The sequence below is a fragment of the Candidatus Desulfosporosinus nitrosoreducens genome (assembly GCF_030954495.1).
In the GTDB taxonomy this organism is placed as follows: domain Bacteria; phylum Bacillota; class Desulfitobacteriia; order Desulfitobacteriales; family Desulfitobacteriaceae; genus Desulfosporosinus; species Desulfosporosinus nitrosoreducens.
In genome coordinates this window covers 1-25323 of record NZ_JAVHUW010000020.1, presented here as the reverse complement: position 1 = coordinate 25323, position 25323 = coordinate 1, and the positions used below count along the sequence as shown (strand labels likewise).

Sequence of the window (25323 nt, the reverse complement as noted above, 5' to 3'; positions counted from 1 at the left end):
CATCGGACATAATAAGACATTAATTAACATAAAGGCCTTCTTTGAGCATAATTGCATCCAAAGAAGGCCCTAAACTGCTCTGAATTTTGCTCTAGCATGAGCTCACAACAATTTCCATAATATCATCTTCCCTCAAAGTCCTTTTTATCTCCTGAGCCCGCTGTAAAATCTTGTTGAGAAGGTTGTCAATAGTTGCCTGGTCAAATTCTATCCCTTTGGTTTGCAAAAGCCGCACAATACTTTTCCGTCCGGAGTACTTACCCAGGGAGGTTGCGTGTTGTCGTCCAATGCTTTCAGGCGGATACGTTTGATAGTTGGCAAAGTCTTTTTTAACCCCGTCTATGTGAATCGATGAGGTATGTGTAAACACATCTGCACCAATAACCGGTTTGGACCTGGGAATTTGCCGCCCCGTTACTAAACTTACCAATAAGCCCAGGGAGTTTAAACACTTTAAATTAATTTGCACCTCCTCATAAAGAGCATATCTCAACGCCACCGCCACTTCTTCCAGGGCCGCATTGCCCGCTCTTTCTCCCAAGCCTCCGACGGTTACACTCAAGGCTTTAAAACCCGCTTGAACCGCAGCAAGAGAATTTGCCGTGGCCATGCCTAAGTCATTATGCGCATGAAACTCCAAGGGAACCTTAGTCATCCTCACTAAATCCTGAAGGGTAAAAAATAATTTCAAGGGTTCCAGAATTCCCACAGTATCGGCAAAACGAACCCGATCTACCCCCAGTTTTTCAGCCTCTGCCAGAATTTCCGCCAGAAATATAAACTCTGCCCGGCTGGCATCCTCCAAGCCTAAGACAACATAGTCCACTTCTTTTCGGGCATTACGGATGCATTGTCCCATCTGTTCAAGAACCCAAGCCCGGTCTTTTCTCAACTTATTGCGAATTTGCTGATCTGAAGTAGGGATAGAAACGGCAACTCCCGCAACCCCTGTCCGGTAACTTGCCTGAAGATCAGCAAGAACAGCGCGGTTCCAAGTAATCAGACGAACAGGCAAATGAAGGCTCGCCAACTGGGAAATGGCTTTAATTTCCGAATCCCCCATAGCCGGAACACCCACTTCCAATTCGTCAATCCCGGCATCGGCCAAAGCCCTGGCGATCATTTCCTTTTCCCGCAACCCTAAGGCTACACCCGGTGCCTGTTCTCCATCTCTTAAAGTAGTGTCGCATAACAAAATTCGTTCCGCCATATCCATACCTCATTTCTCTAATCAGAGCAAACCAATCGCATCTGCCCGGCATTGCTGGCAATGCCGCATTTGAGGCAAAATTTTGCCGATAGTGTTTCTGCAGTTTTCCATAAGTTCCTTGGACGGGGCCTTAAGATGAGCAAACTTAGCTTGAGGAATCATAGGAACAATGTTATGAATGTGGGCCCCTCTTTTTTTAATTTCCAAACCCAAGCTATAGAGAAGCTTGTCATTGACTCCCGGAATGAGCACCGTGTTAATTTTCAGGGTCATCCCTGCCTCTGAGGCCAGCTCCATGCCCAGCAATTGATTGTCAATCAGAATTCTTGCCGCATTAGGGCCAATAAGAGTTTTGCCTTGCCAGCGAATATAACTATAAATTTTAGCCCCCACTTTCTCATCCAGAGTATTGATCGTAATTGTCAGGTGGGATACCCCGATCCCGGCCAGTTCTTTAATTTTTTCCGGCAACAAGAGCCCATTGGTGCTTAAGCAGAGAATCATATCCGGGAAATCGCGTTTTACTCCTCTGAAAGTGTCGAAAGTGGCCTGGTTTGCTAAAGGGTCCCCCGGGCCGGCAATTCCGACAACCTTCAATTTTGATCCGATAGCGGAGGCTTTGGCCTCTTGCACCGTCAGCAAGGCCTCCTCGACGTTTTGCACTTTACTCGTCACTCCCGGACGGGATTCATTGGCACAGTCAAATTTGCGCACACAATAATTGCAGGAAATGTTGCATCCGGGGGCTACCGCTAAATGGATACGTCCGCTTTGACCGTGTCCGTGGGTAGCAAAGCATGGGTGTCCGAGATTCAAGTTGGGACTGTTTCTATTTTCTCGTTGACATTCAGTATACATCTCAAATCCCTCCGTTTTGTTATATCACGCTGATTTTGCCCTAAAGGTGTAGACCTTCCGTACACAAATGCTGCCGCAGGATTGACAGCCTATGCACCGGTCTTTAGCGGTGATGATTGCCACATGCCGCTCAGTGCCCTCATATGGGAGCTTTCGTCCATGGTTAATGTCGAGGAAAGGAGTTTTTGTCTATACTATAAGCCATCGCATCACCTCCCTTAGTCTTGATTCAAAAAGACAAAGAGGACCCCTATTTTAAAATTAGGGCCCTCTAAAACACTTTTCCGCTCCAAACCATCACTTGATTTGGTGCCCGGATATGAAATTAAGCTCTGATTTCACAGTCAATACTCTAACACTCAATCACTCAAACGCCGCTATAAAGATGACTTGATTCAAGTGGAGTTTTAACTCCATCTGAATCTTAGCCGCACTTATCCAGGGACTTAGCCGCTCTTAACTCACCTCCCCTTAACCTCACTCTAATCAAAGATGCATAAACCCCAATCCTACACGGGCATGTTCCAAAAGAGGATGTAAGGACGAGCGACCAAAAATGGCTACTGCAATCCACTCCGTATCCGTCGTCAGACCAATTTTCAAAGCAAAGCTGGCATTACTGTTGGTGTGTATAAAAATGCTGTTGCTTGCTTCCAGCGTTGCATGGATTAAAGCGTGAATTTTTCGGTCTTCTTTGGGAATCACACCCGTGTTAAAGGCAGCGGACATCACCGAATTTGTCAGTTTCCCTGTATGCTGCAACGTTGAGACGGTTCCTCCCAGTTCGGTCACACCGCAGCGGAAATTTGCGGATTCCTGAAGAAATTTCTTGAGCTTTTCTTCCTCTTCTCTCGTCTCAGTCATGGCCAAAAGGATAGCGGAACGCTCCAAGGAAGGCTTTGCTCTATCTGACATAGAACCTTTCATAACCTGCCCTCCTTCCAAAATAAAGAAAACTTGGCTGGCGCTCGAAGACACTGTCTTCGCACGGGTTAGCATAACGGAGAATCCTCCGGCGCGGCGTCTGCCTGGTTGCTCTGATGCGGTCAGAAAGTTTAACGAGGTTATACTTTCTGACTGCAGAACAAAAAAAGCCGCCGGACATCGTGGCGATGTCTCGACGGCTTCATTGCCGATTTATTATCACTAATAATAGTTAATATAGTAACTGACATTCTAAAATTTGTCACATTGCAAAATTAACCCTGTGCAGGCAAATACGAAAAATACATCTCAAGTACCAAAAATATCACTTCAACGCGGCAAAATGCTCGTTTTTACTTGGCAGGGCGTAAACCTACCTTTCTCCGAACCAAACCCATCGTCTGTTCGAACTCCTCCATTCTTAAGATCCAAGCCATTACAGCAAAGACAAAAGCCCCTATGGCCGTGCCCGAAATCAATACAACAATTGAAGATACCGTGCGTACGCCAATCAAATGAGTCAGCCAGGTATTCCAGCCCCAGATCACAAGCGCCATAAGAAGAGAAGCTGTCACAGTCTTAGCACCGGTCCAAAACAAACTTCTGCCATTTATTTGTTTTAAACGTTTACGCAGTACGTAAAAAAGAAGCAGCATATTGACAAAGGCCGAAATAGTATCCGCAAAAGCCAGTCCTCCCACCGCTAAAGGACGCACCAGTAAAAACATGCACAAAATATCCAGAGCCATAGATATAATTCCCAATATCACCGGCGTCCACGTATCCTGCAAAGCATAAAAGGCCCTGGGAAGAATTTGAATCACAGACTGCGATGAAATCCCCAAAGCAAAATACAGCAGAGGAATGGCCGTTCTCAAAGTGTCCTCAGATGTAAAATGCCCGTGCTGAAAAAGCACTCTAATCAAGGGATAGCGCAAAACGATCATTCCCACCGATATCGGCATTGTGATAAAGATCACCATGCGGACGGTTCTGGATATGGTTTGGCGCAGTTTATCCCATTGTTTTAAGGCTGCTTGCTCAGTCATCGTGGGAAAAGAGGCAACAGCAATAGCTAAAGCAAAGATACCCACCGGCACTTGGAACAGCCGGGAAGAGTACCATATGGCCGAAATACTTCCCGGGAAAAGCATAGAGCCAAAATTATTGTTCACAGCAATTTGAATTTGATTTAATGAATAACTCATAATTATGGGAACGGCAAGAGCGGCAATCCGCCGGACACCGGGATGATGCCAATCAATGATCGGATAATAACGCAGCTTTACCTTCCGCAAAGCGGGAATCTGAACTGCAAAGTTAGCGATAGCCCCCACTACAACCCCCACGGCAAATCCGGAAATGCTCTCAGGTTTGGCCGGGTTAGCCAAAATCGTGCCAAAGAAAATAACACACCCATTGTAAAGTACTGTTCCCAAAGCAGAAGGCCAAAAAATCTTGTAAGAATTTAAAATTCCCATAGTTAAGCCGCTAAAAGCCATAAAGAGAGGCTGCAATAAAAGAATGCGGGTCAAGTGGGTTGTAAGGGCAATATCTTGAACTTTAAACCCGGGAACCATCAACCGGATGAACTGTGGTGTCAAAAACAGGCCCAACAGAACAAACACGCCCAGTATCAGGAAAATCAGATTCACAACGGAGCTGGCAACCCGCCAGCCTTCGTCTTCATTTCCCTTAGCGATATATTCGGAGAAGACAGGAATAAATGCCGCACTTAAAACCCCGCCTACAAGCAGCCAATATAATAGATCCGGAAGAATAAACGCCGTATTATAAGCATCCGTGACCCTGCTCTGCCCAAAAAAACCAGCAATCAATGTCTCACGTAAAAAGCCTAAAATTCTTGAAGCCATTTGAGCAGCCATTAAAAATCCGGCAGCTTTTAATAGCGTGCGGTTGGTTGATGACATATCAAGCTAACCTCTTCTCCCTATCGTCCTAATCTACCTCCCGCATTATAGCATTTTTCTATTCGGTATAAAAGCGAGAAAGAAAACTTGGCCGGTACGAGCTCATTGAGATTTTAGCCAATCGGCTATAATCTCAGCCACCGCTACGGCTGCTCCGTTAGCCTCTTCCAAAGTGTTGAGCTGACTGCCAAATTCCAGCAATAATCCTCCGTCCGACAAGTGCTGGTTATAACGGGCATCAGCGGCATAACTAATATTGGTATCGAAAAGACCGGGATATTTCTTTTCACCCAGCGCAATCAGCTCTTTGGCTAAAGCCTCATTTTTTTGCCAATGGGGATTTTTCTTGCCAATAATCACCAACACGTTGCTGACCTGTTTGCCATTAACCATAGCCGTTGCTTTCGGAACCCCCGGAGGGAAGCCATCTCTGTGGACATCGAGCAAAATCTTGATCGATGGGTTATCTTGAAGCATTTTAGTAGCCGTATTGACCGACCTGGAATAGGCTGTCATGAATTGTTCCGCATCGTGGATCTGCAGCGAGTGAACAGCACCGATTCCGTTTTGCTCAAGAGCGTTTTTCAGGGTCTCGGCAACAGTCACAACATCACCATTTTCTCCCGTTTTTCGTTCCGGTCCTCCATCCCCCGTATAACACTCACTATTATGCGTGTTATAAATTCCCACCAGAACCTCTTTGGACCCCGAAACCGGTGCGGGCGCTGCCGGTGGAGCTGCCGCCGCATTCTCTCCTGGCTTTGGCTCGGGCTTTGGCACCGTTTCAATTGGCTCAAGAATAGGGCCTTCAAACTCCGGATCATTGGGATTATAGGCCCATCCCAGCCAAACCGGTCCTTCGGGCGGCGGAGCAAAATAGCTGAGGAAAAACGTCCGGGGATCTGCCACATTCACGCCCGTTAACAAGAACATGCCCAGTGCCGCGCTTTGGCTCCTTACCTCAGCTAAACGCGCCCGTTCAGGCTGAGAGTATCCCGGAATCCCTTCCATCAGGACCGACTCAAAGGGAAACGATTGCTGAGTTAAAAAACGAACTAACTGGGCGGAAGTTTCACTCTTAATGGCGTATATAAAGCTTAGAAGAACAAGACAGCTTACCAACAGCAAAAAGAGTCCTCTTCCCCATTCTCTGAATTTCCAAAGCCGGGTTTTTTGGCGCCGATACTCATAAAAATCTTCCTCCAACAAAAAACTTGTCCCCCTTTCTCCTATTGAAGGAGTATGAGAGACAAGCCCGGCCTAGAACCAAAAAATTAATGTTTCAGGCCTTTCCAGCGAACAGAGTATTATGTCAGCCGCCTAACGGAGCGTCGTAGGCACGAAACTATCGACTATCCCAATGACCAGAGAGGCCAGCAGAGCACCGATTATTGAAACTGAAATAGAGCCTGGTACAATAAACTGGCTTAAATAAATCACCACAGCCGCAGTGACAAATCCGATGGAGCCCCGACCCATCCGGGATATCTTGTTGCCAAAGGCCAATTCAACCAAGTATCCCAAAACGGCTATGACTACAGCGGCAATGAGGGCACCCGTAAAGCCTGCTACTCGGAGACCCGGAACAATATAGCTCACTAATAACAAAACTAAAGCGGATACGATAAATCGAACAATCGCTCCTAACATTTAAAGACCTCCTATTCTTCTCACTTTTTTCTAAAGCAGTCCTAAAGTACGAGCTTAGTTTTAGCTAAAAACACGAAATTTATTTATATCATTAAAAACCTTATTTTCCTTGATAATTATAAACCATAATGTTAAAATGTAGTTTGTGTACAACTGAGGATATCGAAACCAAAGGGGGTGACTATTAGTGCCAAACATTAAATCTGCCATCAAAAGAGTCGAGTTGGGAAAAGCTCGCATGATTAAGAATGCTGCTGCAAAATCTGCTTTACGGACGAGCATTCGCCGTTTTGAAGAGTCAATCAGCACAGATTCAGAGACTGCAGCACTCGCTTTGAAAAAGGCTACTCGTGCTTTGGATAAAGCCTCCTCCAAGGGTTTGATTCATAAGAACTTAGCAGCTCGCAAGAAATCCCGCCTTACTAAAAGATATAGTAAGCAGTTTTCACAAGTGGGTTAAAAAGTGCTGAAAAGAGAGCGCCAAATAGGCTGCTCTCTTTTTGCATTCTCAAATAGTTAGCTTGCGCCAATTATTCTTTCCGGCAAAATTTAGCAATCATAATCTCCAGCAATAGTCCCGCATCCCCGCCGCCGGTTTTTAAGGCCAATTCTGTCTTTAAGCATTCATGAAGCGCTTGGGACAATTGCTTTGTCGATAAGCGGAGGGATTGCTGCCAAACCTTTTGAGCTTCATAAGGTGAAATTCCCAAGGAAGAAGGAACTTCAGCGCTATTCCCGCCCCGTTCCCGCAAAGCATTGCAGCCCAGAAGCAAGCGAACTTGACGGACCAACAGGGTCAATACCCTCAAGGGATGCTCTTTGCGCAGCACTTCATGCAGGGCCTTAATGGCCTGCTTGGCAGATCGATTAGCTACAGCGTCCAAAAGCTGGAAAACAGTGGCCTCAATGGTACGCGGAGTAATCTCTTGAAAATCTTCCTCTCTTATCGTTTTGCGTTCTCCTGTAAAAATATCAAGTTTGTCTAATTCCTGGCTTAAAACGCCCGTCTGATGTCCTGTCCATTCAATAAATTGAGCCGCAGCCTGAGGACTCATTATTTTGCCATGGGTTTTAGCCTCTGCCTGAACCCACTCGATCCATTCCTGCTGTCGTTTCGGAGAACGAAATTCCAGAATCTCCCCTGACCGGTCGAGGGCTTTGTAAAACTTTCGTCCTTTGTGCACGTTTTCCGCAATAAATAAAAGACAAGTTGAAGGATTGGGTTTTTCCAGATATTCCAGAAAAGGTTCCAGATCCGCCGCTTGACCATCCTGGAAATAAGTTACGTCTTCAACAACCACCAACCGGCTGGCAAAGAAAGACATGGAGTTGGCTGACTCACAGATTTCGGCTGGAGAGAAATCCTTGGCCGAGACCCGCTCAATCCCGCTTCCCGAAGGATCTATCAAAGTATAATAGGATTTAAGAACTTGATAGGCTTCCTGAATTAGAAAACGATCCTCTCCATACCATAAATAAACGGGTGGAATTTTACCCTTGGCCACATCTTTCTTAATTTGTTCGACTTCACGCATTAAATCCACCCCCTTTGCTCATTTTAATAGAGGCATCTAAAAAAAGCCAGATTATACTGCCAGAGAATCTTGAAATAAAAAAAGCCCTCCACGATCATCGGACCGTGAAGGGGCAAAGAAAGAGGAGGAGAAAAGAGATGTTCCTTGCTAGTGTTGCCCAATATTTCCTTTTTATACATAATAATGTAACTTTAAATAAATTATCTGCGTGGAGTGTCCGGCCTGCCCGCTATAATTTCCATATCTCCTTCTCTTAACAAAACCTTGATAGTGCCCTGCTCATCCGTGCGGTAAACAGGTATGTGACGATCTTCCCAATATTGCAAAACCTCCGGGGCAGGATGGCCGAAGGTATTTTTGCCCACAGAGATTAAAACGGCGCGGGGATGTATACTATCCAGCCAAGGTTTGTCAAGAGAAAACCGGCTCCCGTGGTGAGGCTCCTTAAAAACATCGGTTTCCAAATCCACCTCCGCCGCGGCCAGCTCTTCCATTTCCTCCTGCTCCATATCCGCTGTCAGAAATACATTCTGTCCCAAATAATTTAATTTCATCACCAAAGAATTGTTATTAGGGTCCGAGTGAGTGTCGTGCAACACTTGCTGGGGCCCTAAGACATCCAGCCACGCCCCGGAATCCAGCTCGATCCGATCTCCTGTCCGCAAAGTTTTTAGCTCTGGAGAATTACTGGTTAAGCCCACAGGAAGACCTGCTTTCCACTCTTCGCTATCTAAGCGTTCCCCTACATCAGGCACTCCGATCCAATCCGTAGGAATATTGCCGACTACCGCCCGGATTCCCCCAATGTGGTCCTGGTGTTCGTGAGTAATCAGAGCCGCATCCAGATGGCCTATACCTGTTTGCAGCAAATAGGGCAGGACGATGCGCTCTCCGGCATCAAACTGTTCATTGCGCGGTCCGGCGTCAAGCAATATGGCGTGTTTTTGGGGAGTACGGATTAAAATCGCATCCCCTTGTCCGACATCAATCAAATCCACTTCCAACTCGGCCGGAGAATTCCACGGGCTCCAAAGTAACAAGACAAGGACTAAGACACAACTCAAGCGCCAATACCAATGGTTTAGGCCACATAAATCATGACGCGGATTCTCCTCATTATTGAGACGCGGGAGAGCACCGCCAATCCCCAGCGCTATCCCCGGAGCAAGAGCCTCTAAGCGCCTCTTTAAATAGAGAAGCCTCACTTTTGTGAGGAAAAGCAGTCGTTCTTTTCCCCACACAATGATACCTATTCCTCCATACCAAACTATCTCAAAAAGCCAACCCGGGTTAATAACCCAAACATCTGCGTAAGGGCAACCGGCCAGGACCTTTAATATCTCGTTCGTCGCTGTCAAAAGCCATAAACTTGCCTGGAAAAACGGCGCACACAACCACCAGGAAAAGGATGAAATGACTCCAATCAGCCCTACCTCAAGTACACTTCCTAAAATGAAGAGAATAAATACATTGACGATTAAGCCGATGAGGGACAAGCGGTGAAAGGCTGTGATTAAAAGCGGGAGAGTGGCCAGCTGAGCAGCCATCGTGCTCGCCAGGGGATAGCGTAAAAACACCGGCAGCCGTCCCAGCCAGGCCTTTTGCAAAATTAAGGGTGTTAACACGACCAGTCCCCAAGCAGCACTAAAGGAGAGCTGAAAGCCAAGGTCCCGAATGATCAAAGGATTGAGGATAAAAAGTCCTGTCCCCGCCAGAAACAACCAACGCAGCGCAGACACTTGTCCCCGGCCAAGGCGGCCCAAGAGAAGGGCAACCCCTAAAACCGTAGCCCGAACAACCGGAGCACTTCCTCCGCACAATACTGCGTAGAAAAACAACGCCAGGATTGAACCGCCTATCCGAGCAGGTTTCGGCGTAAAGACCAAAACCATCCAGGCTAGAGCCATGACAAAAGCAACATTCGACCCTGAAGCCGCAAAAACGTGAAGTACTCCTGTCACCTTGTAGCGTTCCTGAACTTCATCCGGAATGCGGCTTGAATCACCAAAGAGAATTCCTTCCAATACTCCTGTTTCTTGCGGGTCCCAGGCCGCCAAACGAGACCGCACCTTCTGGCGGATTTTCCACGTCAGGCTTGGCCGGCCAACTAAAAGAAATTCAGCATCTCCCTTGACAGTCAGATTTCCGCTCAGCCCTCTCACGCCATTGTACAAACGCAGATCAAAAGCGCCTGGCGTGCCCACCGGCTTGGGTCTCTCCAAGCGTGCTGAAAAGCGCAGATGATCCCCAGGCTGAACCCTTTGCCACTCACCGGGAATCTGGCCCAATTTATTGGCATAAACGGTTAAACGGTAGGTCTGGCCCTTCAACTCACGTTCAAGCTCTTGCGGATCATAACCAGTTTTACTCTGACCATCATCTTTCCTATCCGCATCCTCAACCATCAGGATTCCTAAACTTTTATCAGCTCCCGGGTTCCAATCCTTTAAAACACCGCTGATCTCAACGTTGTCCAAGGTGAGCGGTTCCGGCAACGCACCCTCCGCAAAGGCTCCATACATAAAACCCAACAGAAAACTCGCGCTCAGCAGTAAGATCTCCGGCCGGTATACCTTGCCGAAGAAGTCACGGGGCCGCCAAAAAAGCAAGCGTACCCCTAATAAAAAAAGAACACCCAACACCCATACGCGCAGTTGTTCCGGCAAAAAGGCTCCGCAAAGCCCTCCGCCCAATAGAGAGGCTGAGCGTCCGATCCAGGGATCTTTCATGGGCCTACCGTCACTTGCGCAGCCATCTTTTCATAGGTTTTGGCTCCAATGCCTGCTACATTTTTCAGATCTTCAGGTTGAGCAAAGGGTCCATGCTCTGTCCGGTATTGAATTATCCGTCCTGCCAGCGACGGCCCAACACCAGGAAGCTTGTCCAAGTCAGCCGGCCCGGCGGTATTTATGTTGATCTTTCCCTCAGCGGATACGGGATTAACGCTTCCGGCACTTAATGAAGCAATGCCGGCCGTAGCGGGATTCGCTCCATTTGCCGAACCGGAATTATTCCCGGAGCCACTGCCAACTCCCGGCGTCTGGTTTTCGGCAGACAGAGTCCCTGAGGCGGTGGGAAGAGGCTTGTAAGGGACGGTAACTTTTTGCCCGTCTTTGAGTTTTTCGGCAGGATTCATGCTCTCTAAATTAGCCTCGGCTAAAGGGTGTATCTGCTTCAAAGCATCGTCTAAACGGGCATCCAAGGGTAAATGAACAAGCCCGGGCGACTCCACCGCTCCGGCAACGTAAACTACAATTTCCCGGCTTACGGCAGTCTTTTGCAGGTAAGCATTGGAACCATGCGGTAAAAAGAGCTTCCATATGGCAAAAACCACAAGTCCAACCAAAACAAACCACCATACATAGCGCAGCTTACGGTCCATACGCAGATACCCCCATATCCTTACCGCTCTTTTCAAGACTAATTTGCGGAAACCAATCGTCAGATTATCCTGCCGTTATTCAACCTTCGCTATCCCAAGCCGCTGTTCTGCTGTTATCTTGATTTCGTTTCATTCTCACCTTTTCCTGCTGTGAAATATCGTTAATCCTGTCGGATAAGGTAATTTCAAGGAACGTCCGAAAACACTCAGCTATCTTGACCGTCCGCCGGCTGTTCGCGACTGCCATGGCAGCCGGGCAACCGGCGACGTCCGCTCTTCCGCCTACAACAAATTTGCCGCCCGCGTCGCAAGGTCACTCCGCTCTCCATGGATCAAGCGAACTTGCCCATAGAAAGATTGCCCTTTAAGCCGGGAAGCAATATACGCCAGACCATTGCTTTCTTTATCCAGATAGGGGTGATCAATCTGGTCCGTATCCCCGCAAAGAACAATTTTAGTTCCTTCTCCGGCACGGGTTATTATCGTCTTAACTTCGTGAGCTGTAAGATTCTGCGCTTCATCAATTATCAGGTATCGATGGGGAATGCTGCGCCCCCGTATATAGGTGAGAACCTCAATTTCTAATTGCTTTTTCTTAACAAGCAGATCAATAGCGCTCTCTACGATCGACTCGCCGCTTCTCTCACGGTCCTTCTCTTTGCGGGCTCTTAACAAATATTCCAGATTATCATAAATAGGCTGCATATACGGGCGTACTTTTTGTTCCTTTTCTCCGGGAAGAAAGCCAATGTCCTTGCCAAAAGGAATAATCGGGCGCGCGCAAAGCATTCGTAAATATAGTTCATCGTGAACCGTCTGTTCTAAGCCGCTGGCTAAGGCCAGGAGGGTCTTTCCCGTGCCTGCCGGCCCCATTAGATTAACCAGCTTAATCTCCGGATTGTGAAGCATTTCCAAGGCCCAGGATTGTTCGATATTTTTGGGCCGAATATCCCAGGAAGCCCGGCCCTGCCCCAGGCAATAAATTAATTTATGCCCATCAGGCGACGAAACAAGAGGAAGAACACAATGGTCACTCAAGACCGTTCTAAAACAGTTATTGGGAGGCAATGATTCCCTCCAATCAATGGCGTTTTGCTGATAAAGCTGAGCCACCTCGTCGTCTTCAAGCTTCAACGTTAAAATCTCATCCTTGATCTCAGGCAAACTTACTTTGTCATTGTAGTAGTCCTCCGTCAAGATCCCCAAAGCATCCGCTTTAACTCGCATGGCAATATCTTTAGTGACTAATATCACCGTCCGTTCTTCTTCACGTGCCAGACTTAAAGAAACCGCCAAAATTCGGTTGTCCCCCATACTCATATCCGAATTAACAGGCAGGATTCCCTTGGAGTAATGATTGAGCTCAATGCGCATTTTACCGCCGCCGGGCAAATTAACGCCTTGTGAAAGCTGCCCGTTATTCCGCAGTTTGTCAAGGTTTCGAATTGCCTCCCGCGCCGCTTGACCAACATTATCTTGAAGACGTTTCTTACTTTCTATTTCCTCCAAAACCACAAAAGGAATAATAACGTCATTATCCTGGAACTGAAAGACTGCCTTAGGATCATGCAGCAACACGCTGGAATCGAGCACATAGACTTTTTGCAAAAATAACACTTCCTTTTGCCGCTCTTTTAATATTATATTCCATGACCTTCCAATTTTCTTCTCTGCAACCTGGGATAGCCATACCAATCCTACTTAAACTATATTTTCATAACGAACTAACCATAACCAACCTGACAAGTCTCAACAAAAAAAGCCATGCCCTTATGAGCATGACAATCCCCAAAACAAGACGGCACACATGAAATGTGCCGTCTCCCAAGCAATCTATAATTTATACTTTAACGTCATCCTGACCCAAGTCCCCCTACTTCACTACCAAATTCACCAATTTTCCCGGAACGGTAATCACCTTAACAATGTTCTTTCCCTGTGTCCATTCCAGAACCTTCGGCTGGGAAACGACAATCTTCTCCAGCTCAGCCGCGGAAATTTCAGCGGCGACTTGAATCCGATCACGTACCTTTCCATTCACTTGAAGCACAACCGTCACTTCATCCTGAACAAGTGCTGTTTCGTCCACTTTCGGCCAGATCTGTTCATGAATACTGTCCGTATGCCCGATTTCCTGCCAAAGCTCCTCCGTAATATGCGGAGCAAACGGAGCCAAAAGTATCAGAATCCCCTCGACCGCCTCTCTGCCGACTAAAGCGTCGGCATTCGGTTGTTCTTTGTAAAGATACAGTGCGTTTACCCATTCCATAATTGTACTGATCGCCGTGTTGAAATTATAACGCGTCCCCACATCCTGGGTCACTCTTTGAATCGCTATATGAGTTTGACGGCGCATTTCCTTCCCTGCCGAGTCTAAGTCCTTCCATGCTCTTTCCTGCTCAGATCCGTCCGCAGCAAGCTTCCTTGTCTCCTTGATAAGAGGCTCGTACTGGACAACCAAGCGCCAGACACGGTTAAGGAAACGATAACAACCTTCAACTCCCTGATCACTCCACTCCAGGTCTCTTTCCGGCGGAGCTGCAAAAAGAATAAACAGCCTTGCCGTATCAGCTCCATATTTCCCGATAATTGCCTCAGGGCTGACGATGTTTCCCTTAGACTTGGACATTTTGGAGCCGTCCATACAGACCATACCTTGGGTCAATAAATTCTGAAAAGGTTCATTCGCTTTCAAATAGCCAAAGTCCCGCAGCGCTTTGGTAAAAAAGCGTGCGTACAGCAGGTGCAGGATAGCATGTTCAACCCCGCCGACATACTGGTCAACATTCATCCACTGATCCGCCGCGGATTTAGTAAAAGGCTCTTCCGTATTGCGGGGATCTGTATATCTGAGGAAATACCATGAAGAACAGGCAAAAGTGTCCATAGTATCCGTTTCTCGCCGAGCGGCCCCGCCACACTTCGGACAGGTTGTTTCCATAAAGGAGCGTGAAGTGGTTAAAGGATTTTCTCCGGATTTAAACACGACATCCGCAGGAAGCATTACAGGCAGCTGCTCTTCCGGGACGGGCACCGTACCGCAAGCTTCGCAATAAACCATAGGAATAGGCGCTCCCCAATAACGTTGCCGGGAAATAAGCCAATCGCGCAAACGGAAATTGACCTTGCGCTCTCCCACACCGCGGCGCTCCACTTCGTCTGCGATTCTTTCCCAGCCTTCCTCACTGTCCAGTCCGTCAAAAGAACCTGAATTCACTAAAACGCCCGCATTTGTATAAGCTGCTTTGAGCGGCTGGTCTTTCTCCTCAGGCAAGCTCTCAAAAGGTACAATGACCGTATTAATCTCCAAATTATATTTCGTCGCAAACTCAAAGTCCCGCTCGTCGTGCGCCGGAACCCCCATGACCGCACCGGTTCCATATTCCAGCAAAACATAATTAGCGATCCAAATCGGCAGTTTTTTCCCGCTTAAAGGGTTAAGACAGTAAGCTCCTATGAACAAGCCTTCCTTTTCAGCTTCCGTCGAAGTACGGGCAATTTCATTAAGCCCATTCATTTTTTCAATGAAAGCCCGTACATCTGCCTCATACTCTGTCCCTCGTACTAATTCCAGTACGAGAGGATGTTCCGGGGCTAAAACGACATAGCTTACTCCAAAAAGCGTATCAACTCGGGTGGTGTAGACCGAGATCTTTTCCGGGCGCTCTTCCAAGGAAAATTTAACTTCGGCCCCTTCCGAGCGGCCAACCCAATTCCGCTGCATCGTTTTTACCTTTTCAGGCCAACCCGGCAGTTCATCCAAGTCTCTCAGCAACGTCTCAGCATAGTCTGTAATTTTAAAAAACCACTGTTCCAGGTTTTTCTTGGTCACAAGAGTATCACAGCGTTCGCATGCTCCGTCCACGACTTGCTCATTCGCTAAAACTGTACTGCAAGACGGGCACCAGTTAACAGCGGCCTTTTTCTTATAAACTAACCCGTGTTTATAGAACTCTAAAAACATCCACTGTGTCCACTTGTAATAACCGGGATGGCAAGTCGCCACTTCCCGATCCCAATCATAGGAAAGTCCCATCCCTTTAAGCTGGCGCTGCATATTTGAAATATTTTTCCAGGTCCAATCCGCCGGGGGCGTCTGATGTTTAATCGCCGCATTTTCCGCGGGCAGGCCGAAAGAATCCCAACCGATTGGGTGCAGAACATTAAATCCCTGCATCCGCTTAAAACGAGCAATAACATCTGCAATAGAATAGTTTCGCACATGTCCCATATGCAAATCTCCGGACGGATAAGGAAACATAGCCAAAGCATAATATTTTGGCTTACTGGAATTTTCTTCAGTTTTATAAGATTTTTCTTCTATCCATTTCTTCTGCCACTTTGGTTCAATCTCTGTAAACGAATACTTCTCTTGCACTGACCTTTCCCCCTTATAATCAAGAAAAACTCACCTTTTGTCTGTCTCTCTATACAAACTTCCACTCTCTGGTTATCACTTTAGGAAGTTATGAAAAGTGATATATAACAGCACGAAGGAAACTTGACGGCCGCCTCGTTGCCTTTACGCTGGAAGAAAGTATGCAACCAAAGGTTATACTTCCTGACAGTACCAAAAATCCCCCCGTCCCAAGGGACGAGAGGTTTGCTCCCGTGATACCACCCAAATTTCTACTGGCGTTTTAACGATTTTAACGGCTCGCACCGATGTCCATTGCAACCTGAACATAGCTCCAGGGCGAGTTCCTAAAGTCCCTTGCAAAACGGCTTGCACCAACCGCCGACTCTCTTCCTAAGATTCTTCAGTACTACTCCCTATCATGACTTTACTGTATAATAGCTCTGATTTTAGTAGTTTATCTCTTCATTTTAATTTTAATATAAAAGCGTTCTTTATTACAAACAATGCGTTCCACTTGCCTGATCCTTTAAATCCGTTAGCTTAAGCCGGCAAATGAAATAACCTGAGCATCCTTCCAAAGGCGTTCCAATTGATAGAATTCCCGCTGGTCCGGGGTCATTACATGAATTACCAAATCTCCGCTGCAATCCATAAGTACCCATTTGGCGTCCGGCAATCCTTCAATATGTAAAACCGGAATACCGACTTCAGGTAATTTCTCCTCCAAATGATTCGTGATAGCTTTCACCTGGGTTGTTGAATTTCCAGTCACAATTAAACAGTAATCCGTCACCATAGAGATGCCTTGCAAATCCAGTAAGGTAATGTCGCCACCTTTTTTATCTTCGACAATATGAATAACCTCAGTAAGCATTTTTTGATCAAGTTCCAAAAGTTAGCCTCCTTTTAAAATCATCATAAGCTAGTTGCGTTAAAGGATGAATGGGATGATTACTATCTCTTAGATATAGCAAAGTGCCTTCAATGCAGTCTAACGTACCTCTGTCTAGATCATCATACAAGGATTGTCGCAACTTGTCTACTTCGGGAAAAGTACGGGTAGGTTCTGTCAAATCAGCGCTATAAATCAACATCTCTAAACGAGACATTCCCGGTCTGCCTAAAGTATGACTGGCAATGGCTGCCAGCAGGTCTTTATCATCGACTCTAAAATAATGCTCCAGCCAGTAAGCTGAAAGACGTCCGTGTAAGACATAGGGATAATGTTCATCTTCCGGATATTCGAATAAATTCCAGAGCCGGGCTAAACCTAATTGCTCTTTAACCGGCAGTTCCTTCGCTAAATCATGGGCCAGTCCTGCACAACGCGCTTTGACCGGATCAACACCATGCCGCTTGGCTAATTTTTCAGCATAATCGGCAACACCTAACGTATGTTCCAATCTCGGTGCGGAAAGCATATGCGTCGCCAGACTCATCACCTCTTCAACCCGCAATTCCATTTTCCTGCTCCCCCTTAAAACACTAATTATCTATTTCTCGCATTATCTCACATTTTATCAATTAAAAACATTAACTGCAAAATTTTTAGCAAAGATCTTCCAGACAAGAGAGAGGAAAAGCTTTCCGCATCACAATAGCTGAAGGGAGTCCCACAAGCTTGTCAGAGGGGCTCCCTTCCAGTCCGCAGGATATTACACTTGTTTTGGTTTAGCTTCATTCACCGTTAATGGTCTTCCACCAAAATCTTTGCCATTTAGCTCAGCCGCCATACGTGCCGCATCTTCTTCTCCAACCTCGATAAAGCCGAATCCCCTGGAGCGGCCTGTCTCACGGTCGGTTATAATCCGGCTGCTTTCCACACGACCGTAGCTGCCAAAGAATTCCCCGAGTTCATCCGCTGTAGTATTCCACGGGAGATTTCCGACATAAAGTGTTGTCATAACTAATCTTCACCTCTTTGAGTTTGATTCATTTTTAGTATGGTCAAATCCTGCCAGAGTATGCGACCCAAGGCTTGATAAAACTTGCTACATTTTGCTTTTTGCACTGGAACGATACAAATTATGTTCTTGAATAAATAATCGAACAGGTTCAGGTAATAGATAGCGGATAGGTTGGCAATGCTTAACTCGATAGCGGATATCCGTTGAGGAAATTGCTAAAGCCGGAACCTCCAAATAATGAATCTTCTCCAAACTATCCGGATGTTCTTGTTGAACCTGCTCTAAAAAATCACTGGCATCAAACCCGGGACGCGCTGCACCAATAAATTGAATCAAAGTTAATATTTCCTCCGCTTCGCGCCAAGAAAAGATTTCGCGGAGAGCATCCGTTCCCGTAATAAAAAACAGCTCATGCTCAGGCCAGTCACGGCTTAAAATACGCAAAGTATCAACAGTATAAGAAGGGCCCTGTCTCTCAATTTCCAAAGCAGAACAGGTAAAATCCGGGTTATCTTGAATAGCGCGTTTAACCATCTCCAAACGCAATTCACCGGCGGAAATATCACTGCGGTTTTTATGAGGCGGTATCCCTGTCGGGATAAATAATACCTTACTTAGATTAAATTCACTGCGCGCCATTTCTGCAGCAACTAAATGCCCATAATGAATAGGATCAAAAGTGCCTCCCATAATGCCTAATTTTCCTATTTTCACCTTATTATTACTCCTTAGGTTGCATTTGAATCAGCCAGTTCTTATTTTAACATAATTGGTTGCTTCATAACTTGTTCTGCTTGAAATTCATTAATTACCCCGTCGTTAACCATACTTTGAACGACCAAATCTTGCCGTTCGCGAGCAAGTGTTAAGTTTTTGTAGGGATCATAAACACCAGGTGCATTAGGAAGACCTGCCAGCATCGCTAGTTCTCCGGCATTCAGCTCTGAAGGGCTTTTTTCGAAATAAGTCTGAGATGCTTGGTACAACCCTTGAGCTCCGTGCCCAAAATAAATAATATTAGCATAAAGCTCAAAAGTTTCTTGTTTATTCATCGTATCGTAAAGCCCAATGGCATAAAAAGTCTCCTCTATTTTCCATAATAATGATTTTGTCTCCTTGCTTAAAAGTGTGTTATGGACCAATTGTTGCGTAATCGTAGATCCGCCTTGACGGGACTGTCCGCTGGCGACGTCTACAAATACCGCCCGCAAGGTTCCTGTAAAATCTATTCCTCTGTTAGTAAAAAAACTGCGGTCCTCTGTTGCTACCACAGCATTCCGATACAGCACGGGAATCTCATTATACTTAAGAAACCTGCTATTATGACTATGTATTTGAGCAGCTACGTCATTCCTCACCAAATCGGCAATTCTATTCATATGAGTAAAATAATACTTCATTCCAAACCAACCAATGTATAAAGTTATAACCATTAATATGAGGAATTTGACCGATCTTTTCATGATGCGCCTCACGAAATCCTCCGTTTGCAGCGGATGTTTCCTACTATTTTAGGTCCTGGAGATTCTAAGTCCTTTTACATTCTAATTTTTAACAAAAGGAGCTGACTTTAACCGTGCCAGCAGCAGTATAATATTCGTCATAATCGGGAATCTGTGAAACATCAGATTTTTTAATGCAAAATAAAGGTTTATAACCAAACGAAAGGCAAATTGCCGACGGCATAACAGGATTGCTTTATTCACCTGATGATCCAAATTGGTTATTAACATCCATTCTCTTAACAATAAGCATTAATAGTACGCCATGAATCAAGCCGGAACATTTTAGCATTGATGTTCCGGCTTGATTCTTTTTTTGAGCTCTTCAAATCTGGATTATTTTCCCATCAAGGTATTCGTAGCATTTTTCATTTTCTTACGTATTCTAATTTCAGAATTACACTATGAAGTTAGTTTCGGCTAACCCAGCAAGTTTCAGAAATCCTTTCGCAATTACTTTAGGCACTCTATTCCTGATAACAACTCTCCTGATCTTTAAATTTTATAAAGTCGTTAAAGGCTTGTTTCCATGCCGGGTTGGTCTTCATAAATTCAACAAATGTTTTAATGGCATCGATCGTTGCAGTCGACAGATAATGTTCCATAGCTTCGGCCTCAGCAGCAAAATCGCATTTGCTACATATTAGGTCAAGAAACTCCTGCAGCAATTGGTTTCTCGTTACCAAATAATTGCCGAGTTTTTTCCCTTTGTCCGTTAGTTTGATCTCACCATACCGCTCGTAGTTTATATAGCTTTCATCTCGCAATTTATAGAGAGCTTTGGTTACTGACGGCAAAGCAACATTAAGCCTATTACTAAGATCCGTTACCCGCACAGAACCCAATGACAAAGAAAACCGGTAAATTTCCTCTAAGTAATCCTCCAAGCTGGGTGTAAGCAATTTACGCGCTCCCTTCTTTAAATGCGCCCCAAATAAAAGCCGTTGCCCTAAGGGAAACGATGTTTATCTAATCGTTAAACCTATTCACTCCTATTATATTCGGTTCATTGTCTATCTTGACAGCTGGCCAGACTAAGATTTGCATTAACGCCGCATTTAATTTTCCAGTATATCAAAATTTATAGTTTTTAGAATAACGAGCGCAGCTGTCGCTATTAAATAAAGGGAGGAAACTAAAATGAGTGATGGGCTGAATATCCATCAAAATGTTGCCCCTAACGTCTCAATACCTATAAATTTAAACACGAACAAAACCGTAGAGGCCTGTCGTGCTGCCATCTCAGGCAAACGCAAGGGAATACGGGCATTGCTCCCGTTTTTGGGGCCTGCTTTCATTGCTTCCATCGCTTACATGGACCCAGGAAATTTTGCCACGAATATTTCAAGCGGTTCTGAATTTGGCTACAATATGTTGTGGGTGGCCGTACTTGCCAATGTGATGGCGATGCTCCTACAAAACATGTCCGCCAAACTGGGGATTGCCACGGGTAAGAATTTACCGGAGCTCTGCAGGGAACACTTTTCCAGATGGACTTCCTTTACCATGTGGGGGATTTCTGAATTAGCTGCCATGGCAACTGATCTTGCGGAATTTTTAGGGGCCTCTCTGGCGCTAAATTTATTGTTTGGCATCCCAATGCTTTATGCCGCAATTTTAACCGGTTTGGCTACCTACCTCATTCTTATGCTGGACCGCTTTGGCTTCCGGCCTTTGGAAAAATTCATTGCAGCCTTTTCACTCTTAATTGGGGCATGCTATCTGCTGGAAACGTTTCTTTCTCATCCAGACTTTGCCCAGGTCGCTTATCATAGTGTGGTACCCTGGCTGGGGAACGGAGACAGCATCATGCTCGCAGTTGGGGTTGTTGGAGCAACCGTAATGCCCCACGCCATCTACTTGCATTCGGGCTTGACTCAGAACAGGGTCATACCTCACAGTGACAATGATAAACTTAAACTTCAGAAATTTAATACGAAAGAAGTATTTATTGCCTTAGGTTTTGCCGGATTGATTAATCTTGCCATGATGTATATGGCTGCAGCGGCGTTCCATACAACAGGACATAGCAGTGTTGCAGACATTCAATCCGCTTACATGACATTAACTCCAATCCTAGGCTCGGCAGCAGCTAGCGTTTTCTTGATTTCTCTGCTTTTCTCAGGCATTTCCAGTTCGGTGGTCGGCACGATGGCCGGTCAAGTCATCATGCAGGGATTCGTTGGTTTTTCTATTCCGGTTTGGGTAAGACGTATTGTTACCATGCTGCCGACCCTAGCTATTATAGCCTTAGGGGTTAATCCCACCATGACCTTAGTCATCAGTCAAGTAGTCTTAAGCATCGTCTTACCCCTTCCAATTATTACACTAATTTACTTCACAAAACGCAAAGATATTATGGGCGTCCTGGTTAATAAACGCTGGATAACTATTTCATCCATCCTTTGTGCGATAGTCATCCTGTTTCTTAACCTTTTGCTGATCTATCAAACATTAGGCGGAAAAATGCCCTTCGTTGGGTAATTAAGCGGAACCTGAAATAGACAATATAAAGCTGGAAGCAACAGCGTATCTATGACTATTCGCGTGCTTCCAGCTTTTATTTATTAGAATTAGGTCTTTCTGCAAAAATGAACATGAAGCTTCCCTAAGACAAAAAGAAAGTCATGACCAGCCAGCCGAACCTATGTTTTACATTTGTAAAAAGCGAATTATTCCTCTACTCATTCTCCTGAAATAGTTTGGGGAAAGCAGTAGACTTTTGAGCATCATTACATATCTGAGATACAGCTAGTGTATCGCCTTTTTCCTTACTTTTCCGCCAATTACATCGTGAACATCATGGATCGTCACAAAAGCATCTTCATCTATTTCATCAATAATTGCTTTTAATTTAGCGATCTCTAAACGGGTAATCACAGAATATAATACGCCTTTTGCTTCTCCGGAATACCCACCCCTGCCTTCCAGAAAAGTGACTCCTCTGCCTAAACGAGCTTGAAGTGCTTCCGAAATTTCATCCGGTTTTTCGGAAACAATCATGACTGCTTTCGATTCGTCTAAGCCTTGAATCGTTAAATCAATAACTTTGAAGGCAATAAAATAGGCTATCAGTGAATACATTGCCCGATTCCAGCCAAATAGCAAACCGGCACTGCTCAAGATGAAGATGTTAAAAAACATTACAACCTCACCAACAGAAAAACCACTTTGTTTGGAGATGACAATTGCCACAATTTCCGTTCCGTCCATAGAACCACCATAGCGGACGACCAAGCCTACTCCAATGCCGAGGATGATACCGCCGAATACCGCGGCCAGTAACATATCATTCGTTAATCCTGGCACAGGCTGTAAAATACTAACCCCTATTGAGAGAGTTGTGATTGAAAACAAGGTAGAAAAAACAAATGTCTTTCCTATCTGGTAATAACCTAAAACGAGAAAAGGAATATTGAGAGTGAAAATAAAGGCTCCCAAAGGCAGCTTTGTCAAGTGACTGGCCATGATAGAGATTCCCGTGATCCCTCCATCAACGATTTCATTGGGAACAATAAATATCTCCAAACCAACTGCGGCCAATACGGCTCCAATAAACAAAAAAACGTACTTTTTAAGCAGTAAAACAAATCTGTTTCTTTTTCGTGTCATGCAATTCCCCCTATCTTTCTATTTAGATACCAGTTTTAAAAACCTGGGTGATCCAAATTATACATAAATGCCCAAATATAATCAAGCTTTATTATAAAGGATAAATGATAGTATTCCTAGAATAAATAAGGATAAGGTGATATTTACTAGCTATACATTAGTTTGTAGTTAAATTTAAAGCAAGCAGCGCTACGTTATTTAGGGCAAATAACTGTTATGAATAACCGAATAATTATAATTATGCCTTTGTTTAAAGCTCAAGCACTATAAGGTCTTGGCAATATTGCTTAGTTCTTCAGTCATTGAAGTGATTTCTTCAATACTTGCCGTAATTTCTTGCGTGGCAGCCGCTTGTCCCTGACTGGCATCCAAAGACCTGTTGCTTTTTTCACTTACCTCATTGACCTTACCTTTTATGGTGTCTGTCAGTTGCTTAATCCTAGGAACTGTGCTTTTGGATTGAGCAGAAAGTTTCCTGATTTCTTCCGCCACGACACCAAATCCTCGACCGGCATCACCGGCCCTTGCGGCTTCAATAGCGGCATTTAAGCCAAGCATTTTCGTCTCATCGGCAATTTCTTTTATGAAGGCTGACACTTCATTTATCTCTTCGGATATACTGAGAATCTCCTTTATATCTGAATTCAAAGCCCCTTCATTAGAGTATATTTCCGTGGCTGATGCCGATAATTCTTCTATTGCCGCGGCAATACCAGTTAAGCTGTCCTCCAAATTATTGGACATCTGGCGCAAAGTAGCGGCCGTTTGCTTTGGCGTTACAATTCCCAGTGTTGCCACAATCTCTTCACTATCTTCATCAAACAGCGGATAATTTGATATATTGAGAGGCAAGCCGTATTTTGCCGCATCTATCTCTTCACTAATCGGTTTTTTAGATCTAATAACCCGATGGGCAATGTCCGCTTCACTCAATTCATAGCCGACGGAAATTGACGGCATGTCAAATTTCTTGGAAGACTGTGCATAAGCAATTTTGTGCAAATCAGACATATAAATATAGGACCCTTCAGGAAACATTTCGACTAAAATCGGGGCAAAATCTCCGAAGGCAGCCGCTACAGGGTGCAATTTAGGAAAAGCTATGGAAAAAGCGCCTACAGCACTGCCATCCTCATCGACCACAGGAACTGAAACGATTGATACCCTCTTGCCATAGACTTTACGGGGAATATTTTTGGTTAAAACCCTTTTTTCACGTATTGCTTGCATAGTTGTGGTGTCGCCGTCCAATTTATTGCCAATCCGGAAAATATCTATTGTAAACGACTTAGATGCTTTTACCCATGTAAATGTATCTTTTTCCACTAAACCAAACACGACCCCGCCAGGAATCAAATCTGCTAAAAATTCAGCCAATGACTTACAAGACTCAATACCCGCTAACGCTATCATAAAAACCTCTCCTATTCGAGCTACTTCATTAATACTTCAACCTTTGAATTCAAGCCCTTTAATAACAGATAAAACTGACAAATTGAGAGGAATACAACAAAATTCACCTCCTTAATCTCAGACTATAAAAGCTGCGACATTACGGCCGCAGCTTTAAAACCATCACTTTTAAGGCTTTTTACTTTGGCAGCCGGACTATCGTAGTGTAGCTACACCTTAGACTCCTGGCTTTGCGTCCTTACTTTTCGGTAAGTTTGCTTTTTTCCTATCTCAATTGTTTTAATAATTCTAACATTATTTGTTATTTATTTCAATAATAAAAACATAATGAATAATTCTTACAATTTATGTAAAATAAACTGTAAGAATTATTTCAGTCACCCAATGTTATGCTTGGAAAATACGTTATCTGCTTAAAGTTCATTAATACTTTGCTCAGACTTTAAATTTACTAACCAGAAGAGCTAAATCTTCTTCAAGTCTGGCCAAAGCATCGGCTGATTGGCTCACAGATACCATCGCCGCCGCTTGTTCCTCCGAAGCCGCCGAAACCTCCTCTGAGCCCTCGGCATTTTGTTGAGCTATAAGGCCGATGCCCTCCACGGATTTTACCACGTGAGCAGTCCCGGACGCCATTTCCTGGGTGGCATCCGTGACCTGCTGAATCTGCTCGGCTACTCTATTAACCTCTTCCGCAATGGTTTTAAAGGATTTCCCCGCCAAATTTACGGCTTCCACACCGGCGCTGACTTCGTTCTTTCCTGCCTCCATGACACTCACAGTTTGTTCCATCCCATGCTGAATATTGCCAATCAGGGTGGCAATTTGAGCCGTCGAAACCGATGATTGTTCTGCCAGCTTGCGCACTTCTTCGGCGACCAAAGCGAAGACCTTTCCCTGCTCTACTGACAGTGCCGCCTCAATCACCGCATTTATGGCCAACAAATTAGTCTGATCGGCAATCGCCTAGATTACATCCACAATTTGTACAATCTCTTCGGAGTGTCTGCCTAATATAAAAAAAGCTTCGGCTGTCAAG

General features: G+C 45.1%; 23 protein-coding genes, 1 riboswitch and 1 other annotated feature. Of the genes, 2 read left to right on the top strand and 21 right to left on the bottom strand.

Going from position 1 to position 25323, the window contains the following annotated elements; translation table 11 throughout:
- Positions 1-91 precede the first annotated feature (91 nt).
- The 6 genes from REC12_RS01540 to REC12_RS01515 form a co-directional block, all read right to left on the bottom strand.
- On the bottom strand, positions 92-1210 hold the full coding sequence (locus REC12_RS01540; protein WP_308891872.1) for a hydroxymethylglutaryl-CoA lyase-like TIM-barrel protein: 1119 nt from the start codon (positions 1208-1210) through the stop codon (positions 92-94).
- 21 nt (positions 1211-1231) lie between these two features.
- On the bottom strand, positions 1232-2068 hold the full coding sequence (locus REC12_RS01535) for a radical SAM protein (RefSeq protein WP_308891870.1): 837 nt from the start codon (positions 2066-2068) through the stop codon (positions 1232-1234).
- 486 nt (positions 2069-2554) lie between these two features.
- Positions 2555-2995 carry a HutP family protein gene (locus REC12_RS01530; RefSeq protein ID WP_308891869.1) on the bottom strand — a complete coding sequence of 147 codons (441 nt, stop codon included), beginning with the start codon at positions 2993-2995 and terminating at the stop codon, positions 2555-2557.
- Positions 2996-3345: 350 nt separating this feature from the next.
- The gene (gene murJ / locus REC12_RS01525) at positions 3346-4923 is read right to left on the bottom strand and encodes a murein biosynthesis integral membrane protein MurJ (protein WP_308891867.1); all 1578 of its coding nucleotides are present in this window, start codon (positions 4921-4923) and stop codon (positions 3346-3348) included.
- A gap of 102 nt (positions 4924-5025) precedes the next feature.
- Positions 5026-6132: a stage II sporulation protein P gene (gene spoIIP / locus REC12_RS01520; RefSeq protein ID WP_308891866.1), complete on the bottom strand. Its 1107-nt coding sequence runs from the start codon at positions 6130-6132 to the stop codon at positions 5026-5028.
- 111 nt (positions 6133-6243) lie between these two features.
- A complete protein-coding gene (locus tag REC12_RS01515) occupies positions 6244-6573 on the bottom strand; it encodes a phage holin family protein (RefSeq protein ID WP_308891865.1) in 330 nt (109 codons plus the stop codon).
- Between the two features lie 187 nt (positions 6574-6760).
- Between REC12_RS01515 and rpsT the strand changes: the two genes are divergently transcribed.
- Positions 6761-7033: a 30S ribosomal protein S20 gene (gene rpsT / locus REC12_RS01510; RefSeq protein ID WP_308891864.1), complete on the top strand. Its 273-nt coding sequence runs from the start codon at positions 6761-6763 to the stop codon at positions 7031-7033.
- A gap of 70 nt (positions 7034-7103) precedes the next feature.
- On the opposite strand, the gene holA is transcribed toward rpsT, so the two are convergent.
- The 12 genes from holA to REC12_RS01450 all read right to left on the bottom strand — a co-directional run bounded on the left by holA (position 7104) and on the right by REC12_RS01450 (position 20161).
- Positions 7104-8108 carry a DNA polymerase III subunit delta gene (gene holA, locus REC12_RS01505; protein WP_308891863.1) on the bottom strand — a complete coding sequence of 335 codons (1005 nt, stop codon included), beginning with the start codon at positions 8106-8108 and terminating at the stop codon, positions 7104-7106.
- Between the two features lie 200 nt (positions 8109-8308).
- Positions 8309-10837 (bottom strand): ComEC/Rec2 family competence protein, encoded by a 2529-nt coding sequence (locus REC12_RS01500; RefSeq protein WP_308891862.1) that lies wholly within the window; start codon positions 10835-10837, stop codon positions 8309-8311.
- Entirely contained in the window at positions 10834-11490 is a 657-nt protein-coding gene (locus REC12_RS01495) for a ComEA family DNA-binding protein (RefSeq protein ID WP_308891861.1), read from the bottom strand. The genes REC12_RS01500 and REC12_RS01495 overlap by 4 nt, the downstream gene beginning before the upstream one ends.
- A 79-nt stretch (positions 11491-11569) precedes the next feature.
- Positions 11570-11737, bottom strand: a complete 168-nt coding sequence (locus REC12_RS01490; protein ID WP_308891860.1) for a hypothetical protein — start codon at positions 11735-11737, stop codon at positions 11570-11572.
- A gap of 35 nt (positions 11738-11772) precedes the next feature.
- Complete coding sequence (locus REC12_RS01485; RefSeq protein ID WP_308891858.1) at positions 11773-13098, bottom strand: PhoH family protein; 1326 nt, start codon at positions 13096-13098, stop codon at positions 11773-11775.
- Between the two features lie 265 nt (positions 13099-13363).
- Positions 13364-15868: a leucine--tRNA ligase gene (leuS, locus tag REC12_RS01480; RefSeq protein WP_308891857.1), complete on the bottom strand. Its 2505-nt coding sequence runs from the start codon at positions 15866-15868 to the stop codon at positions 13364-13366.
- Positions 15869-16077: 209 nt separating this feature from the next.
- Positions 16078-16279 (bottom strand) — a binding site (T-box leader).
- A gap of 106 nt (positions 16280-16385) precedes the next feature.
- Positions 16386-16742 carry a ribosome silencing factor gene (gene rsfS, locus REC12_RS01475; protein ID WP_308891855.1) on the bottom strand — a complete coding sequence of 119 codons (357 nt, stop codon included), beginning with the start codon at positions 16740-16742 and terminating at the stop codon, positions 16386-16388.
- Positions 16732-17313, bottom strand: a complete 582-nt coding sequence (gene yqeK, locus REC12_RS01470) for a bis(5'-nucleosyl)-tetraphosphatase (symmetrical) YqeK (protein WP_308891854.1) — start codon at positions 17311-17313, stop codon at positions 16732-16734. Before yqeK ends, rsfS begins: the two co-directional genes overlap by 11 nt.
- Positions 17314-17505: 192 nt before the next feature.
- A complete protein-coding gene (locus tag REC12_RS01465) occupies positions 17506-17754 on the bottom strand; it encodes an RNA recognition motif domain-containing protein (RefSeq protein WP_308891852.1) in 249 nt (82 codons plus the stop codon).
- Positions 17755-17841: 87 nt separating this feature from the next.
- Positions 17842-18471, bottom strand: a complete 630-nt coding sequence (gene nadD / locus REC12_RS01460) for a nicotinate-nucleotide adenylyltransferase (RefSeq protein ID WP_308891851.1) — start codon at positions 18469-18471, stop codon at positions 17842-17844.
- 41 nt (positions 18472-18512) lie between these two features.
- Positions 18513-19220 (bottom strand): transglycosylase domain-containing protein, encoded by a 708-nt coding sequence (locus REC12_RS01455; RefSeq protein ID WP_308891850.1) that lies wholly within the window; start codon positions 19218-19220, stop codon positions 18513-18515.
- A gap of 506 nt (positions 19221-19726) precedes the next feature.
- Entirely contained in the window at positions 19727-20161 is a 435-nt protein-coding gene (locus REC12_RS01450; protein WP_308891848.1) for a metal-dependent transcriptional regulator, read from the bottom strand.
- A gap of 238 nt (positions 20162-20399) precedes the next feature.
- Between REC12_RS01450 and REC12_RS01445 the strand changes: the two genes are divergently transcribed.
- Positions 20400-21743 (top strand): Nramp family divalent metal transporter, encoded by a 1344-nt coding sequence (locus REC12_RS01445; protein ID WP_308891847.1) that lies wholly within the window; start codon positions 20400-20402, stop codon positions 21741-21743.
- Between the two features lie 267 nt (positions 21744-22010).
- Here REC12_RS01445 and REC12_RS01440 read toward each other — a convergent pair whose 3' ends face one another.
- From REC12_RS01440 to REC12_RS01430, 3 genes are all read right to left on the bottom strand, one after another.
- Positions 22011-22871 (bottom strand): YitT family protein, encoded by an 861-nt coding sequence (locus REC12_RS01440; RefSeq protein WP_308891846.1) that lies wholly within the window; start codon positions 22869-22871, stop codon positions 22011-22013.
- 264 nt (positions 22872-23135) lie between these two features.
- Positions 23136-24284, bottom strand: a complete 1149-nt coding sequence (locus tag REC12_RS01435) for a methyl-accepting chemotaxis protein (RefSeq protein ID WP_308891845.1) — start codon at positions 24282-24284, stop codon at positions 23136-23138.
- Positions 24285-24466: 182 nt separating this feature from the next.
- Positions 24467-24553, bottom strand: a riboswitch (cyclic di-GMP riboswitch).
- 166 nt (positions 24554-24719) lie between these two features.
- A complete protein-coding gene (locus tag REC12_RS01430; protein WP_308891900.1) occupies positions 24720-25247 on the bottom strand; it encodes a methyl-accepting chemotaxis protein in 528 nt (175 codons plus the stop codon).
- Positions 25248-25323 lie beyond the last annotated feature (76 nt).